This window comes from Denitratisoma sp. agr-D3, from assembly GCF_054658675.1.
Window position 1 is genome coordinate 562,501 of sequence record NZ_BAAGIA010000001.1, and the last position, 15,716, is coordinate 578,216.

General features: G+C 63.0%; 13 protein-coding genes, 1 tRNA gene and 2 rRNA genes (1 of these 16 running past the window's edge). 15 read left to right on the top strand and 1 reads right to left on the bottom strand.

Translation table 11 applies throughout. The annotated features are described in order from the left end of the window. From ACYQ2U_RS02685 to der, 13 genes are all read left to right on the top strand, one after another. Positions 1-1,325: ribosomal RNA gene (locus tag ACYQ2U_RS02685) — 23S ribosomal RNA — on the top strand; it begins 1,554 nt to the left of the window's first position. Positions 1,326-1,465: 140 nt separating this feature from the next. Then, positions 1,466-1,578: ribosomal RNA gene (rrf, locus tag ACYQ2U_RS02690) — 5S ribosomal RNA — on the top strand. Between the two features lie 237 nt (positions 1,579-1,815). After that, the gene (locus ACYQ2U_RS02695) at positions 1,816-2,784 is read left to right on the top strand and encodes an acetyl-CoA carboxylase carboxyltransferase subunit alpha (protein WP_459948788.1); all 969 of its coding nucleotides are present in this window, start codon (positions 1,816-1,818) and stop codon (positions 2,782-2,784) included. Further along, positions 2,753-4,093, top strand: a complete 1,341-nt coding sequence (tilS, locus tag ACYQ2U_RS02700) for a tRNA lysidine(34) synthetase TilS (protein WP_459948789.1) — start codon at positions 2,753-2,755, stop codon at positions 4,091-4,093. Before ACYQ2U_RS02695 ends, tilS begins: the two co-directional genes overlap by 32 nt. Positions 4,094-4,142: 49 nt before the next feature. Beyond that, on the top strand, positions 4,143-4,568 hold the full coding sequence (gene ndk / locus ACYQ2U_RS02705; RefSeq protein WP_459948790.1) for a nucleoside-diphosphate kinase: 426 nt from the start codon (positions 4,143-4,145) through the stop codon (positions 4,566-4,568). Between the two features lie 10 nt (positions 4,569-4,578). Further along, on the top strand, positions 4,579-5,673 hold the full coding sequence (rlmN, locus tag ACYQ2U_RS02710) for a dual-specificity RNA methyltransferase RlmN (RefSeq protein ID WP_459948791.1): 1,095 nt from the start codon (positions 4,579-4,581) through the stop codon (positions 5,671-5,673). Then, positions 5,670-6,446, top strand: a complete 777-nt coding sequence (gene pilW / locus ACYQ2U_RS02715) for a type IV pilus biogenesis/stability protein PilW (protein WP_459948792.1) — start codon at positions 5,670-5,672, stop codon at positions 6,444-6,446. Before rlmN ends, pilW begins: the two co-directional genes overlap by 4 nt. Continuing rightward, the gene (locus ACYQ2U_RS02720) at positions 6,443-7,468 is read left to right on the top strand and encodes a RodZ domain-containing protein (protein ID WP_459948793.1); all 1,026 of its coding nucleotides are present in this window, start codon (positions 6,443-6,445) and stop codon (positions 7,466-7,468) included. The genes pilW and ACYQ2U_RS02720 overlap by 4 nt, the downstream gene beginning before the upstream one ends. Positions 7,469-7,479: 11 nt before the next feature. Further along, on the top strand, positions 7,480-8,721 hold the full coding sequence (ispG, locus tag ACYQ2U_RS02725) for a flavodoxin-dependent (E)-4-hydroxy-3-methylbut-2-enyl-diphosphate synthase (RefSeq protein ID WP_459948794.1): 1,242 nt from the start codon (positions 7,480-7,482) through the stop codon (positions 8,719-8,721). A 12-nt stretch (positions 8,722-8,733) separates the two neighbouring features. Then, positions 8,734-10,038, top strand: coding sequence for a histidine--tRNA ligase (hisS, locus tag ACYQ2U_RS02730; RefSeq protein ID WP_459948795.1), 1,305 nt, complete (start codon positions 8,734-8,736; stop codon positions 10,036-10,038). 29 nt (positions 10,039-10,067) lie between these two features. Continuing rightward, on the top strand, positions 10,068-10,733 hold the full coding sequence (locus ACYQ2U_RS02735) for a YfgM family protein (RefSeq protein ID WP_459948796.1): 666 nt from the start codon (positions 10,068-10,070) through the stop codon (positions 10,731-10,733). Then, positions 10,730-11,890: an outer membrane protein assembly factor BamB gene (gene bamB / locus ACYQ2U_RS02740; RefSeq protein ID WP_459948797.1), complete on the top strand. Its 1,161-nt coding sequence runs from the start codon at positions 10,730-10,732 to the stop codon at positions 11,888-11,890. The genes ACYQ2U_RS02735 and bamB overlap by 4 nt, the downstream gene beginning before the upstream one ends. A 6-nt stretch (positions 11,891-11,896) precedes the next feature. Then, on the top strand, positions 11,897-13,216 hold the full coding sequence (gene der, locus ACYQ2U_RS02745; protein ID WP_459948798.1) for a ribosome biogenesis GTPase Der: 1,320 nt from the start codon (positions 11,897-11,899) through the stop codon (positions 13,214-13,216). Between the two features lie 72 nt (positions 13,217-13,288). Here the strand turns inward: der and ACYQ2U_RS02750 are convergent. Further along, positions 13,289-13,373: transfer RNA gene (locus ACYQ2U_RS02750), tRNA-Leu, on the bottom strand. A gap of 150 nt (positions 13,374-13,523) precedes the next feature. Here ACYQ2U_RS02750 and queA point away from each other — a divergent pair. Together queA and tgt are read left to right on the top strand one after the other, a co-directional pair. Further along, positions 13,524-14,552 (top strand): tRNA preQ1(34) S-adenosylmethionine ribosyltransferase-isomerase QueA, encoded by a 1,029-nt coding sequence (queA, locus tag ACYQ2U_RS02755; protein WP_459948799.1) that lies wholly within the window; start codon positions 13,524-13,526, stop codon positions 14,550-14,552. Continuing rightward, positions 14,549-15,697: a tRNA guanosine(34) transglycosylase Tgt gene (tgt, locus tag ACYQ2U_RS02760; protein WP_459948800.1), complete on the top strand. Its 1,149-nt coding sequence runs from the start codon at positions 14,549-14,551 to the stop codon at positions 15,695-15,697. Before queA ends, tgt begins: the two co-directional genes overlap by 4 nt. Positions 15,698-15,716 lie beyond the last annotated feature (19 nt).

Below are 15,716 nucleotides of genomic sequence, written 5' to 3' on the forward strand. Positions count from 1 at the left end.
GAAAAGCCTCTAAGCTTCAGTCTGTGACGACCGTACCGCAAACCGACACAGGTGGGCAGGATGAAAATTCTAAGGCGCTTGAGAGAACTCAGGAGAAGGAACTCGGCAAATTGATACCGTAACTTCGGGAGAAGGTATGCCTTTGTAGCGTGAAGCCCCCGCGGGTGGAGCGTGAAGAGGCCGCAGAGAATCGGTGGCTGCAACTGTTTAATAAAAACACAGCACTCTGCAAAATCGAAAGATGACGTATAGGGTGTGACGCCTGCCCGGTGCCGGAAGGTTAAGTGATGGGGTGCAAGCTCTTGATCGAAGCCCCGGTAAACGGCGGCCGTAACTATAACGGTCCTAAGGTAGCGAAATTCCTTGTCGGGTAAGTTCCGACCTGCACGAATGGCGTAATGATGGCCACACTGTCTCCTCCTGAGACTCAGCGAAGTTGAAGTGTTTGTGAAGATGCAATCTCCCCGCGGCTAGACGGAAAGACCCCATGAACCTTTACTGTAGCTTTGCATTGGACTTTGACGGGACTTGTGTAGGATAGGTGGGAGGCTGTGAGACGTGGTCGCCAGATCGCGTGGAGCCAACCTTGAAATACCACCCTGGTGTCGTTGAGGTTCTAACCTTGATCCGTGAATCCGGATCGGGGACCGTGCATGGTGGGCAGTTTGACTGGGGCGGTCTCCTCCTAAAGGGTAACGGAGGAGTACGAAGGTCTTCTAGGTACGGTCGGACATCGTACTGATAGTGCAATGGCAAAAGAAGGCTTGACTGCGAGTCCAACAAGACGAGCAGGTGCGAAAGCAGGTCATAGTGATCCGGTGGTTCTGTATGGAAGGGCCATCGCTCAACGGATAAAAGGTACTCTGGGGATAACAGGCTGATTCCGCCCAAGAGTTCATATCGACGGCGGAGTTTGGCACCTCGATGTCGGCTCATCACATCCTGGGGCTGTAGCCGGTCCCAAGGGTATGGCTGTTCGCCATTTAAAGTGGTACGTGAGCTGGGTTTAAAACGTCGTGAGACAGTTTGGTCCCTATCTGCCGTGGGCGTTGGATATTTGAGGGGGCCTGCTCCTAGTACGAGAGGACCGGAGTGGACGTACCTCTGGTGTACCGGTTGTGACGCCAGTCGCATCGCCGGGTAGCTAAGTACGGAAGAGATAACCGCTGAAAGCATCTAAGCGGGAAACTCGCCTCAAGATGAGATATCCCGGGAACTCGATTCCCCTAAAGGGTCGTCCAAGACCAGGACGTTGATAGGTTGGGTGTGGAAGTGCAGTAATGCATTAAGCTAACCAATACTAATTGCCCGTGCGGCTTGACCCTATAACTTTGAGTGCCAGTGGCTAATCACCACGAGCAACTCTGCGCAAAATGCATCACCAACCTCATTAAATCTTTACTTCACCGAATCATGTGTCTTGAGCTAACAGCTATACGCTCACCCTCTCGACACGCCAGTTTAGTCTGGTGCCCATAGCGTCTTGGAACCACCCCTTCCCATCCCGAACAGGACCGTGAAACAAGACCGCGCCAATGATATTGCCCACTCGGGTGAGAAAGTAGGTCAGCGCCAGACCCCCCTCAAACAAACGCCCCTCCTGTCTCCAGGTGGGGCGTTTGCATTTGTAGTTGCACTTCCGTGCAACGCTTGATCAACCCTTGATCTCCGCCTCGATAGGCTTCACAACGTGCATGCACAACGGTTGTGTGTCTTTGTAGATATCAAGCGCTCACAACGGCGAATCCAGCCCCTACGCTCCTGCTAACTGATAAAACCGTTCGAACGGAATAGCGGTCTTGGTACAATTGCAATATGAAAACGACCTTTCTGGATTTCGAACAGCCGATCGCTGAGTTGGAAGGCAAGATCGAGCAGTTGCGCTATGCGCAGAACGATTCGGCCGTGGATATTTCTGAGGAAATCAGTCGGTTGGAGGTCAAGAGCCAGACCCTGACCAAGGATATCTACGCGAAGCTCACGCCATGGCAGAGCGCGTTGGTGTCGCGGCACCCACAGCGGCCGTACACCCTCGATTACATCGAGCACATCTTCACCGATTTCGAGGAGCTGCATGGTGATCGCGCATTCGCCGACGACCGGGCGATCATCGGCGGCTTGGCGCGATTCAACGGACAGTCGTGCATGGTGATCGGCCACCAAAAGGGCCGTGACACCAAGGAAAAGATTCTGCGCAACTTCGGCATGCCCCGTCCCGAGGGATATCGCAAAGCCTTGCGCCTGATGAAGACCGCAGAAAAGTTCGGCATGCCGATCTTCACCTTCGTCGATACCCCGGGTGCCTATCCCGGCATTGATGCCGAAGAGCGAGGCCAATCCGAAGCAATCGGCCGCAACCTGTTCGAAATGGCGCAATTGAAGGTGCCCTTGATCACCACCGTGATTGGCGAGGGTGGTTCCGGCGGCGCCTTGGCCATTGCTGTCGGCGATGCCGTGCTGATGCTTCAATATTCGGTTTATTCGGTCATTTCGCCCGAAGGTTGCGCTTCGATTCTGTGGAAGAGCGCCGAGCGCGCCAGCGATGCCGCCGAAACCATGGGGATCACGGCCACGCGCTTGAAATCCCTGGGGCTGGTGGACAAAGTCATCAATGAGCCGGTCGGCGGCGCCCATCGTGACCATAAGGCCGTGGCCGCCACCTTGAAAAAGGCCTTGCAGGAGTCCCTCAAACAAGTTGCGGACTTGTCCTCGGCCGAACTCATTGAGCGCCGTTTCGAGCGTCTCATGAGTTATGGCAAGTTCAAGGAACTCGCCCACCACTGATGACAGGGTTGTCGCGGCGCTGACGGCGTTCCTGCGACCCCTGTTGCCGGACACCGGCACCATCCGTTTCTGCGTGGCTTATTCGGGCGGGTTGGATTCGACCGTTCTGCTGGATGCGGCGGCAACCTTTTGCGCGGCCTCGAACAGTCGCATCCAGCTCAGCGCCATCCACGTCAACCATGGCCTCAGTCCCAACGCCGACGCCTGGGAAGCCCACTGCCGAGCCCAGTGCCAGGCTCGGGGTATCCCCTTCGAGGCAGTACGGGTCGCGGTTGACCGGCAGCGCCCTAGCCTGGAGGCCGAGGCCCGACGTGCCCGCTACGAGGCCTTTGTGCATGTAGCGGCGGATTTCATTCTGCAAGCCCATCATCAGGACGACCAAGCGGAAACCCTGCTGCTGAACCTGTTGCGGGGAACGGGCGTGCTTGGCGCGGCCGGCATCCCCCAGCGTCAAGGACGGGTATTGCGCCCCCTGTTGGCTTGTGCGCAAGGTGAGCTGCGGGAATACGCCACACGGCGAGGATTGCATTGGATCGAGGATGAAAGCAACGCATCGACCCAGCATCAGCGCAACTACTTGCGCCACCAGGTGTTGCCCGAGTTGGAGCGTCGGTTTCACGGTGCCCGGAAAAATCTGGCGACGGCAGCATCGCATTTTGCCCAGGGGCAGGACTTGCTTGAACAATTGGCGGAAGAAGACGGTGCCGCCGAGGCCCCATTGCCTGGGCACTTGCTACGCCAATTGGGACAAGAAAAAGGACATGCCCGGGCGCTCAATGCCCTGGCCTACAATCTGCGCCGGCAAGGCCTCAGGTTGCCGTCGGCGCGCTGGCTGGACGAAGCCGCCGCCCAATTGCTGGGCGCCGGGCCGGACCGGCAAGTGTGCTTGCGCGTCGGCGCCCATGAAATCCGGCGTTATCGGGATCGAATCTTTGTCCTTCCCCTGGCTGAGCCGCCTGATTTGACGATCCGTCCATGGCAGGGGGAATCCCGAGCGGAGTGGGGCGGCGGTTACATCATCACTACTCCCGTCAGGGGGGAGGGCATTGCGATGGGGCGCTTGACCCTGCCATGCTCGCTGCGCCCCCGGCATGGGGGGGAGAAAATTTGCCTCGACGGCAAGCATCACCGGTCGCTGAAAGACCTGTTGCGGGAGTCGGATTGCCCTCCGTGGTGGCGGGCAAAATTGCCCCTGCTTTTCCATGGCGACGAGCTGATTTGGGTTCACGGCGTGGGAATCGCCGAAAAATACCGCTGCGGGCCGGAAGAAGATGGAATCACGTTAGAGTTTGCCTGTCCGACTTGCTAAAATCCGGTACTTTTCAAGACCAAACGGGAAATTTCCCAAGGAGAAACAAATGGCGATTGAACGCACCCTGTCCATCATCAAACCCGATGCCGTTGCCAAGAACGTGATCGGCCAGATCATCAGCCGTTTCGAGGCTGCCGGCCTCAAGATCGCCGCCGCCCGCCTGGTGCAATTGTCCCGCGCCGAAGCCGAAGGTTTCTACGCCGTGCACAAGGAACGTCCCTTCTTCAAGGATCTGGTGGACTTCATGATCTCTGGCCCCGTCTTTGTGCAAGTGCTGGAAGGTGAAAACGCCATTCTGAAGAACCGCGAACTGATGGGCGCCACCGATCCCAAGAAGGCCGACAAGGGCACCATCCGCGCCGATTTCGCCGAGTCCATCGACGCCAACGCCGTGCACGGCTCCGACGCGCCCGAAACCGCCGCCGTGGAAGTGGCCTACTTCTTCCCCGCGTTGAACGTCTACAAGCGTTAATTCGGCACGCATGACCATCAACCTGCTCGATTACGATGGCCCCGGCCTGACCGCTTATTTCGCCGCATTGGGCGAGAAGGCGTTCCGCGCCACCCAGGTGGAGCGCTGGGTCCATCGTTTCGGGCAGGATGACTTCGATGCCATGACCGACATCGCCAAGAGCTTGCGCGAAAAGCTCAAGGCGAACGCGGTAGTGCAGCCGCCCCCGGTCGTTTCGGACAAGACTTCCGACGACGGTACCCGCAAGTTCCTGATGGACGTGGGCAACGGCAACGCCATCGAAACCGTTTTCATCCCCGAGGAAACCCGCGGCACCCTGTGCATTTCCTCCCAAGCCGGCTGCGCCCTGGATTGCGCTTTCTGCTCCACGGGCAAGCAGGGATTCAACCGCAACCTGACCGTGGCCGAGATCATCGGCCAACTGTGGCAGGCCAACCGAGCCCTGGGCCGAGACCCGAAGGGCGAGCGCATCATCAGCAACGTGGTGATGATGGGCATGGGCGAACCCCTGGCCAATTTCGACAATGTGGTGACCGCCCTCAATCTGATGCTGGACGACAATGCCTACGGCTTGTCCCGGCGGCGGGTGACCGTCTCCACCTCCGGCATCGTCCCGGCCATGGACCGTCTGCGCGATGCCTGCCCTGTGGCCCTGGCAGTGTCCCTGCACGCGCCGAGGGATGACCTGCGGGACAAGCTGGTCCCCATCAACCAAAAATACCCCTTGGCGGATTTGATGGCCGCCTGCCAACGTTATCTGGTGAAGGCGCCCCGTGACTTCATCACCTTTGAATACGTCATGCTGGACCGCATCAACGACAGCGATGCGGATGCCCGCGCCCTGATCCGGCTGGTGCAGGACGTTCCCTGCAAGTTCAACCTGATTCCCTTCAATCCCTTCCCCAAGTCCCCCTTCGGTCGCTCTCCCGCCGAGCGGGTGCGGCGTTTTGCCGACATCCTCATGGGCGCCGGCATCGTCACCACCACGCGCAAGACCCGGGGCGACGACATCGACGCCGCCTGCGGCCAGCTCGCCGGACAGGTGAAGGACAAGTCCGGCCGTACCGCGCAGCGCAGCATTCCCCTGGTGGAGGTCGCCCCGTGAGCCGCCTGTTCCTGATCCCCTTGTTGGCCTTGCTTGCCGCCTGCACCAGTACGGCGCCGCGGCAAGTGGTGCAGCCCGTGTCCCAACAGGCGGTCGGCAGCGACGTGCGCAACCGGGCCCGCATCCATACCGAATTGGGTTTTGCCTATTACGAGGCCAAGAACCTGGTGGCTGCCCTGGAGGAGGCCCGGGTCGCCCTCGACATCGACAGCGGCTATGCTCTGGCCTACAACCTGTTGGGCTTGATCAACCTGGAGCTCAAGGACAATGCCCAGGCTGAGGATGCCTTCCAGCGCGCCTTGAGCATCGCCCCTGGAGACCCCGACATCAGCAACAACTACGGCTGGTTCCTTTGCGAAACCGGCCGCTACGCCAAGGCGATGAGCTATTTCGAAACGGCCATGCGCAATCCCCTGTACGGGACCCCGGCCCTCACCATGAACAACGCCGCCCAGTGCGCCGCCAAGAATGGCGATGAGGCCTTGGCGGAAACCTTCCTCCAGCGTGCCTTGCGTCTGGACCCGAACAATCTGCGCAGCCTGTTCCTGTTGGCCGACTTGAACTACCGGACGGGCCGCATCGGCGAAGCGCGCTTGCGCCTGGCCGAGTTCCACCGCAAAACTGAAATGACCGCCGCGTCAGCCTGGCTGGGCTTGCGCATTGCCCGCAAGAGTGGAGACCGTAGCGAGGAGGCCCGCTACTTTTCCCAGTTGCGGCAGCGCTTCCCCGATTCCAATGAAACATTGTTGTTGTCCCAAGGGCGATTCGAATGAGCGAAGAACTGCAAGTGGCCGATCTGCTGACGGCCGAGACAACGCCTGAGCCCACCCCCGTTGTGATGCCGGGTAGCCGGTTGAAGGCGGAGCGGGAAGCCCGTGGTCTGTCCTTGAGCGAGGTGGCCCACACCCTCAAGTTCGGCGTGCGCCAACTTGAGGCGCTGGAGGCCGACAACTACGAGGTTTTGCAAGGGGCGACCTTCCTGCGCGGCTTCATCCGCAGCTACGCCCGTTTCCTGAAAATGGACGATGCTCCTCTGTTGGCCCTGCTGGATGCCAGCGCGCCGCCTTCCCAGGCCGAGATCGTCGCCCCCACCAACATGGGCGAAGCCTCCACCCAGCCCTTCGTCGAACGCAATCAGAAATGGCTGCTGCTGGCGATGGCCCTGGTGGTGGTACTGGCCGTGGCTGCTTATTGGCTAAGCCTGAACGAAAAACTCGGTGGTGGGGAAAGCGTCGTCAGCCCTGCCGTCAAGGAAGAGGAAGCGCCCCAGCCCGTGGCATCCGCTGCCGTCGCCGCCCCGACCCCCGTTGCCGTGACCGCGCCGGCGGCGGAGCCCGTGCCGGCACCGGCTGCCGCCACGCCCGCAACGCCCGCAACGCTTCCCGCACCAGCGGTGGCGCCAGCACCTACGCCAGCACCGGCACCCGTGCCGGCGAAGGCCGCACCCGCTGCCCCGGCTGCAAGCGCCGCCCCTACGCCTGCGCCGGCTCCCGCAGCGAAGGCTGTCCCTGCTCCCGCCACTCCTACGCCTGCCGCGTCGGCGCAACCGGTGCCGGGACAAAAGCAAATCGTCCTGGATTTTGACGGACGGTCCTGGATCGAAATCAAGGATGCGAACCAACGCGTCGTGTTGACCGGCGAGTTTTCTGCCGGCAGCCACCAGGTCGCCATGGGCAAGCCGCCCTTCCAGGTGTGGGTGGGCAAGGCTTCCGCCGTCAAGGTCGTCTATAACGAACAGAAAGTGAATCTCCAGCCCTATGCCCGGGACGAAGTCGCCCGCCTGACGCTGGACTGAAATCCAACCCCATGAGTGTTTCCATTCCCCGCGGCCCCTTGGCCCGCCGTCGTTCCCATGCCGTCCGCGTCGGCGGCGTCTTCCTGGGCGGCGATCATCCCGTGCTGGTGCAGTCCATGACCAACACTGACACAGTGGACGACTTCGGTACCGCCATGCAGGTGGCCCAACTGGCCCGGGCCGGTTCCGAGATCGTGCGCATCACCGTCAATACCCGGGAAGCCGCGGCTGCGGTACCCAAGATCAAGGAGCGCCTGCTGGCCATGGGCCTGGATGTGCCCCTGGTGGGGGACTTCCATTTCAACGGTCACAAGTTGCTGACCGAAGTGCCCGAATGCGCCGAGGCCCTGGCCAAGCTGCGCATCAATCCCGGCAACGTGGGCAAGGGCGCCAAGCGCGACGAACAGTTCGCCCAGTTGATCGAGATCGCCTGCAAGTACGACAAGCCGGTCCGCATCGGCGTCAATTGGGGCAGCCTTGACCAGTCCCTGCTGGCCCGGGTCATGGACGAAAACGCCAAGCGCGCCCAGCCCAAGGACGCCACCGAGATCATGCGCGAAGCCATGGTGGCCTCGGCCCTGGAGTCCGCCCACAAGGCCGTGGAACTGGGCCTGCCCGCCGACCATATCGTGCTCTCCTGCAAGGTCTCCGGCGTGCAGGACTTGATCGCCATCTACCGCGACCTGGCCGCCCAATGCGAGTTCGCCCTGCACCTGGGCCTGACCGAGGCCGGCATGGGCAGCAAGGGCATCGTCGCCTCCACGGCGGCCTTGTCCGTGCTGTTGCAGGAAGGCATCGGCGACACCATCCGCATCTCCCTGACGCCGGAACCCAATGGTGACCGGACTAAGGAGGTCATCGTCGCCCAGGAAATCCTGCAAACCATGGGGCTGCGTTCCTTCATGCCCCTGGTGGCCGCCTGCCCCGGCTGCGGTCGCACCACCAGCACCTACTTCCAGGAACTGGCCCAGGACGTGCAAAGCTACATCCGCGAACAGATGCCCCAGTGGAAGCTGGCGCGGATCGGCGTGGAAGACATGACCCTCGCCGTGATGGGTTGCGTGGTGAACGGCCCCGGCGAGAGCAAGCACGCCAACATCGGCATTTCCCTGCCCGGCACCGGCGAAGAACCGGTGGCCCCGGTCTATGTGGACGGCGAGCGCGTCACCACCCTGCGCGGCGACGGCCTGACCGAAGCATTCAAGAAAATCATCGACGATTACGTGGCCAGCCGCTATGCGGCCCGTGGCTGAAGTTAGGAAACAATGAGCCAGACCCTGCAAGCCATCCGTGGGATGAATGACATCCTGCCCGACGAAGCCGAACTCTGGGAGCAGTTCGAGGAACTGGTGCGCGAGTGGTTGCGCGCCTACGGCTACCGTCCCATCCGCATGCCCCTGGTGGAGCCCACGCCCCTGTTCAGCCGCGCCATCGGCGAGGTGACCGACATCGTTGAGAAGGAGATGTATTCCTTCGAGGATAGCCTCAACGGCGAGAGGCTCACCCTGCGCCCCGAAGGCACCGCCTCCTGCGTGCGCGCCGTGCTCCAGCACAATCTGCTTTACGACGGCCCGCGCCGTCTTTGGTACACCGGCCCCATGTTCCGCCATGAGCGCCCCCAGAAGGGCCGCTACCGCCAGTTCCATCAGGTGGGCGTGGAGGCGCTGGGTTTCGCCGGCCCCGATGTGGATGCCGAGCAAATTCTCATGGGCGCCCGCCTGTGGGACGACCTGGGCCTGGAAGGCATCCGTCTCGAACTCAATACCCTGGGCCAGGCCGATGAGCGCGCCCGCCACCGTGCCGACCTGATCGCCTACCTGGAACAGCATGAGGCCCGCCTGGATGCGGACGCCAAGCGTCGCCTGCACAGCAACCCGCTGCGCATTCTCGATACCAAGAATCCCGAGATGCAGGACATCGTGGACGCCGCGCCCAAGCTGATCGACTACCTGGGCGAGGAGTCCCTCAAGCATTTCGAGGGGGTGCAGAACATCCTCAAGGACGCCGGCATTCCCTACAAGATCAACCCCCGCCTGGTGCGCGGCCTGGACTACTACAACCTGACCGTGTTCGAGTGGATCACCGACCAGCTCGGCGCCCAGGGCACCGTCTGCGCCGGTGGCCGCTACGACGGCCTGGTCGGCCAGTTGGGCGGCAAGCCCGCGCCCGCCTGCGGTTTCGCCATGGGCATCGAGCGTCTGCTGGCCCTGTGGAAGGACCAGGGCAACGAGCACCAGAAACCGGCCCCCGACGTGTACGTGGTACACCAGGGTGAAGCCGCCGCCCGTCACGCTTTCAAGGCCGCCGAACTGCTGCGGGATGCGGGCTTCGCCGTGCAGCTCCATTGCGGCGGCGGCAGCTTCAAGTCCCAGATGAAAAAGGCCGATGGTTCCGGCGCCACCCTGGCGGCGGTGATCGGCGACGAGGAAGCCGAGGCGGGTGAGGTCAGTCTCAAGCCCCTGCGCCTGGACGAGGAAGCACGCAATGCGCCGGAGAATGCCCAAAAGCGCGTGGCGATGGAGCATTTGGCCGAAACGGCGGCCGACTGGATTTTTGGATCGGAAGAATAATCGCGGTGTTTGCCGCAGTGGAGAAGACGATGGCTGTGTACGACCTGGAAGAACAGGAACAACTGGACGAACTGAAGACCTGGTGGAAGCAATACGGCAACCTGGTGACTCTCGCCCTTGCCGTGGCGGCCCTGGTGGCCGTGGCGTGGCAGGGCTGGGCTTGGTATCAGCGCAGCCAGGCGACCCAGGCCGCGGGCCTCTATGCCGGTATTGAACAAGCCGCCAATGCCCGCGATGGCAAGCAGGTGCGGCAACTGGCCGGTGAGTTGATCGACAAATACCCGCGCACCACCTACGCCGCCATGGGCGCCCTGTTGTCGGGCAAGGTCTCGGCGGAAACCGACGACGCCAAGAATGCCCAGACCCATCTGCAATGGGCGGCGGAAAACGCCAAGGACGAGGCCTTGCGCGACCTGGCCCGCCTGCGGCTGGCCACCCTGTTGCTGGATGAAAAATCCTACGATGCGGCCCTCAAGGCCCTGGGCGGCGAATCCACCCCGGCCTATGCGGCCCGCTTCGCCGAATTGAAGGGCGACGTGTTGGCCAGCCAGGACAAGAAGGCCGAGGCCAAGAGCGCCTACCAAGCCGCCCTGGCCGCCCTGGAAAAACAGGAAAAGGACGGCGCGGCCGGACAACACCGGGCCTATCACGAGGTCTTGCAGGCCAAGCTCGACAGCCTGGGTGGCGCCCAATGATGAAGCGTCCGCTGACCCTGCTGGCCGTCCTCCTGGCCGCTGGCCTTGCCGGCTGCTCATCCCTGGACGCCCTCAATCCCTTCGGTGCCAAGCCCGATCCCAAGACCCTGCCGGCCCCCCTGGTGACCCTGGACAGCAAGGCCGTCGCCAACAAGGTGCTGTGGAGCGTCTCCGTCGGCAACGCCGGCAGCTTCGTCTTTTCTCCCGCCATCGTCGGCGACAGCGTGTTCGCCGCGGCGGCGGATGGCAGTTTGACCCGCATCGAAAACGGCCGCCAAACTTGGCGCGTCAATGCCGGCCAGCCCCTGTCCGGCGGCGTCGGCAGCGACGGCAAGCTGGTGGTGGTTGGCACCCCCAAGGGCGACGTGCTGGCCTTCAACGCCGACACCGGTGCGCCGCTCTGGCAGGCCAAGGTAGGCTCCGAAGTGTTGTCCGCGCCCCTGATCACCGAGGGACTGGTGGCGGTGCGTAGCGGCGATGCGCGTATCTACGCCTTCGACGTTGCCGATGGCAAGCGCCGCTGGGTCTATCAGCGCAGCACGCCGGCCCTGAGTCTGCGCGCCGCCACCGGCATGGTGGCCGTGCCCGGCGCCCTGATGTCCGGCTTTGCCGGCGGCAAGCTGGTGGCCGTGGCCCTCAACAACGGCGCCGCCGTGTGGGAAGTGACCGTGGCCCTGCCCAAGGGTGCCACCGAACTGGAGCGCGTCGCCGACATCACCAGCAGCCCGGTCATCAGCGGCCGCGAGGTTTGTGCCGTGGCCTACCAGGGCCGGGTGGCCTGCTTCGATGCGAGCAATGCCCAGACCCTGTGGGCCAAGGACGTTTCCTCCTTCGCCGGCATGGACCTGGACAGCCGCAATGCCTATGTCAGCGACGACAAGGGCAACGTCATCGCCTACGACCGCAAGGCCGGGGCCAGCGCCTGGAAGCAAGTCAAGCTGGCCAACCGGGGCTTGACCCGGCCCCTGGTCATCAGCAACTACGTGGTGGTGGGTGATGCCCAGGGCTACGTCCATGCCCTGCGCCGCGACGACGGTTCCTTCGCCAGCCGGGCCGCCCTGGATGGCAGCGCCATCAAGGCCGACCCCCGCCGCCTCGGCGATGCGGTACTGATTCAAACCACCAATGGCACCCTGGCTGCCATCGCCTTCGACTGAGTCTCAATGAAACCAACCCTTGTCCTGGTGGGACGTCCCAATGTGGGCAAGAGCACCCTCTTCAACCGCCTGACCCGTTCCCGGGACGCTTTGGTGGCGGACCAACCCGGCCTCACCCGGGACCGTCATTACGGCCATGGCCGTCTCGGCGACCGTCCCTATCTGGTGGTGGATACCGGCGGCTTCGAGCCCCAGGTCAAGGAGGGCATCGTCCATGAGATGGTGCGTCAGGCCGAGGCCGCCATTGCCGAAGCCGACGTGCTGTTGTTCATCGTGGACGGCCGCACCGGCCTGACGCCTCAGGACAAGGTGATCGCTGACCGCCTGCGTCGTTCCGGTCGCCCCCTGCACCTGGTGGTGAACAAGGCCGAGGGCATGGAGCGCGCCATCGTCGGTGCCGAGTTCTACGAACTGGGTTGCGGCGACCCCATGGTGATTTCCGCCGCCCACGGCGACGGCGTGCGCGAACTGATCGACGTCGCCCTGGCGCCTTTCCCCGAGGACGACGAGGATGCCGAGGCGGTTCGCGGTCCCCGCGTCGCCATCGCCGGTCGTCCCAACGTGGGCAAGAGCACCCTGATCAACGCCCTGCTCGGCGAAGAGCGGGTGATTGCCTTCGACATGCCCGGCACCACGCGCGACGCCATCGAAATTCCCTTCGAACGCAACGGCAAGCACTACACCCTGATCGACACCGCCGGTCTGCGGCGCAAGGGCAAGGTGTTCGAGGCCATCGAAAAGTTCTCGGTGATCAAGACCCTCCAAGCGGTGGAAGAAGCCAACGTGGTCGTGCTGATGCTGGATGCCAGCCAGGACATTTCCGACCAGGATGCCCACATCGCCGGTTTTTGTATCGAAGCGGGGCGGGCCCTGGTGCTGGCCATCAACAAGTGGGATGCCATCGACGACTACCGCAAGGAACGGGTCAAGCAGGACGTGGCGCGCAAGCTCAATTTCCTCGGCTTCGCCCGCACCCACACCATTTCGGCCTTGAACGGCCAGGGCATCGTCAGCGTCCTGGGTTCGGTGGACAAGGCCTACGCCGCCGCCATGGTCAAACTGCCTACGCCCAAGCTGACACGGGCCCTGCTCAACGCGGTGCAGAAGCAGTCACCGCCGCGCCACGGCCTGTTCAAGCCCAAGCTGCGCTATGCCCACCAGGGGGGCAGCAATCCTCCCATCATCGTGATTCACGGCAATGCCCTGGACCACGTGCCGGACTCCTATACGCGCTACCTGGAACGCAGCTTCCTGGAGACCTTCAAGCTCCAGGGCACGCCCCTGCGCATCCAGTACAAGTCCACCAAGAATCCCTTCAAGGAATGATGGGCGGCAAGCGGCGCCGATGCCCATGGGGCGTCGGCCTGGAGGCTATGGAAGTCTTGGGAAGCTGGGATTTGGTGCCGAGAGAGGGACTCGAACCCTCACACCTTGCGGCGGCGGATTTTGAATCCGCTGCGTCTACCGATTCCGCCATCTCGGCTCAGACGGACGCGGCCAGAACAGCGCGCCCGATGAAGGGTGCGGATTATAGCGGTGTTTTTTTGCGGCGGGCGGGATTGTTGCTGGCGAACGGCCATTCCCTTGCCCATCCCCTTGCCTTGCGCGCCGCGGCAACCCCATGAGTGGACGAATGGACTACACCCTCGCCGATTTCGACTTTGATCTCCCCCCTCAGCGCATCGCCCAGGCGCCCCTGGCCGAGCGCTCCGCCAGCCGCCTACTGGAAATGCGCGGCGGGCACCTGGCCGACCGTTCCATCCGTGATCTGCCGGACTTGCTGCGGGCCGGAGACCTGCTGGTGATGAACGACACCCGGGTGCTCCACGCCCGCCTGCTGGGCCAGAAGGACAGCGGCGGCCAGGTGGAGGTGTTGGTGGAACGCCCCCTCAACGCCACGGACGTCCTGGCCCAGGTGCGGGCCAGCAAGTCGCCCAAGCCTGGCAGTCGCCTGTTGCTGGAAGGGTCGATCGGCGTCGAGGTGCTGGGGCGGGAAGGGGAGTTCTACCTGCTGCGTTTCCCGGCGGATGCCCTCGACCTGATTGAGCAGCACGGCCGCCTGCCGCTGCCGCCCTATATTGAGCGCAGTGCCGCCGAAGCGGACGAGAGCCGCTACCAGACCGTTTTCGCCCGGGAAAAGGGCTCCGTGGCGGCGCCCACGGCCGGCCTGCATTTCGACGAGGCGCTGCTGACAGCTCTGCGCGACAAGGGCATCGACATCGCCCACGTCACCCTCCATGTCGGGGCGGGGACCTTCCAGCCGGTACGGGTGGAGCGCATCGCCGACCATCGCATGCACAGCGAACGCTACGCCATTCCCCAGGCCACGGTGGACGCCATTGCCGCCACCCGCGCCCGGGGTGGCCGCGTGGTGGCGGTGGGCACCACCAGCCTGCGCACCCTGGAGTCCGCCGCGCGTTACGGTGCCCTGCAAGCGGGCAGCGGCAATACCGACATCTTCATCACCCCGGGCTTCATCTTCCAGGTGGCCGACCTGTTGCTGACCAATTTCCATTTGCCTAAGTCCACCCTGCTCATGCTGGTGTCGGCCTTCGGCGGCATGGACAACATCCGCGCCGCCTATCGCCACGCCATCGATCACGAATACCGTTTCTTCAGCTATGGCGATGCCATGCTGATCCATCGTCAGGATTTGTCATGAAATTCGAACTCCTCGCCCAAGACGGCCAAGCCCGGCGCGGCCGCCTGGAACTGGCCCACGGCACCGTGGAAACCCCCGTGTTCATGCCCGTGGGCACCTACGGCACGGTGAAGGCCATGGCCCCCAATGAACTGGAGGACATGGGCGCCCGCATCGTCCTGGGCAACACCTTCCACCTCTGGTTGCGTCCCGGTCTGGACGTGATCCGCGCCCATGGCGGCTTGCACAAGTTCATGGGCTGGCAGCGGCCCATTCTCACCGACTCCGGCGGCTTCCAGGTGTTCAGCCTGGGGGATCTGCGCAAGATCACGGAGGAGGGCGTCAAGTTCCAGTCGCCCATCAACGGCGACCGCCTGTTCATGCGACCCGAGGACTCCATGCAGATTCAGCACACGCTGAACTCCGACATCGTCATGATTTTCGACGAATGCACGCCCTATCCCGCCGACGAGCGCCAGGCCGCCGAGTCCATGCGCCTGTCCCTGCGCTGGGCGCGCCGATCGCGGGACGAGCACGACCGGCTGGGCAATGCCAACGCCCTGTTCGGCATCGTCCAGGGCGGCATGCACGAATATCTGCGCGACGAGTCCCTGGCCGGCCTGACCGACATCGGCTTCGACGGCTACGCCATCGGCGGCCTTTCCGTGGGCGAGCCCAAGGAGGAGTTCAGTCGCATCCTGGCCCATACCGCGCCGCGCCTGCCCCAGCACAAGCCCCGATATCTGATGGGGGTGGGCACGCCGGAGGACATTGTTTACGGCATCGGCCAGGGCATCGACATGTTCGATTGCGTCATGCCCACCCGCAATGCCCGCAACGGCTGGCTGTTCACCCGTTGGGGCGACATCAAGATCAAGAACGCCAGCTACAAGAGCGACGTTCGTCCCCTGGATGAAACTTGCGGCTGCTATACCTGTCGGAACTTCTCCCGGGCCTATCTCCACCATCTGCACCGTACCGGGGAAATCCTGGGAGCCCGCCTCAATACCATCCACAATCTGCATTACTACCAGACCTTTACCGCCGAACTGCGACTGGCCCTGGAGCAAGGGACCTTCGCCGCGACGGTGGCCCAGTTTCATGAAAACCGCGCCCGATTGAATGGGCGCGGCAATGATGCGCCGCCCGGTATAATCCCGGGCTGATTTCAATCCCCTATGGAGC

Excerpts from the sequence above, each read along its gene's own strand:
- ACYQ2U_RS02695 (WP_459948788.1), top strand. The coding sequence starts at position 1,816 with ATGAAAACGACCTTTCTGGATTTCGAACAGCCGATCGCTGAGTTGGAA.
- tilS (WP_459948789.1), top strand. The coding sequence starts at position 2,753 with ATGGCAAGTTCAAGGAACTCGCCCACCACTGATGACAGGGTTGTCGCG.
- ndk (WP_459948790.1), top strand. The coding sequence starts at position 4,143 with ATGGCGATTGAACGCACCCTGTCCATCATCAAACCCGATGCCGTTGCC.
- rlmN (WP_459948791.1), top strand. The coding sequence starts at position 4,579 with ATGACCATCAACCTGCTCGATTACGATGGCCCCGGCCTGACCGCTTAT.
- ACYQ2U_RS02720 (WP_459948793.1), top strand. The coding sequence starts at position 6,443 with ATGAGCGAAGAACTGCAAGTGGCCGATCTGCTGACGGCCGAGACAACG.
- ispG (WP_459948794.1), top strand. The coding sequence starts at position 7,480 with ATGAGTGTTTCCATTCCCCGCGGCCCCTTGGCCCGCCGTCGTTCCCAT.
- hisS (WP_459948795.1), top strand. The coding sequence starts at position 8,734 with ATGAGCCAGACCCTGCAAGCCATCCGTGGGATGAATGACATCCTGCCC.
- ACYQ2U_RS02735 (WP_459948796.1), top strand. The coding sequence starts at position 10,068 with ATGGCTGTGTACGACCTGGAAGAACAGGAACAACTGGACGAACTGAAG.
- bamB (WP_459948797.1), top strand. The coding sequence starts at position 10,730 with ATGATGAAGCGTCCGCTGACCCTGCTGGCCGTCCTCCTGGCCGCTGGC.
- der (WP_459948798.1), top strand. The coding sequence starts at position 11,897 with ATGAAACCAACCCTTGTCCTGGTGGGACGTCCCAATGTGGGCAAGAGC.
- queA (WP_459948799.1), top strand. The coding sequence starts at position 13,524 with ATGGACTACACCCTCGCCGATTTCGACTTTGATCTCCCCCCTCAGCGC.
- tgt (WP_459948800.1), top strand. The coding sequence starts at position 14,549 with ATGAAATTCGAACTCCTCGCCCAAGACGGCCAAGCCCGGCGCGGCCGC.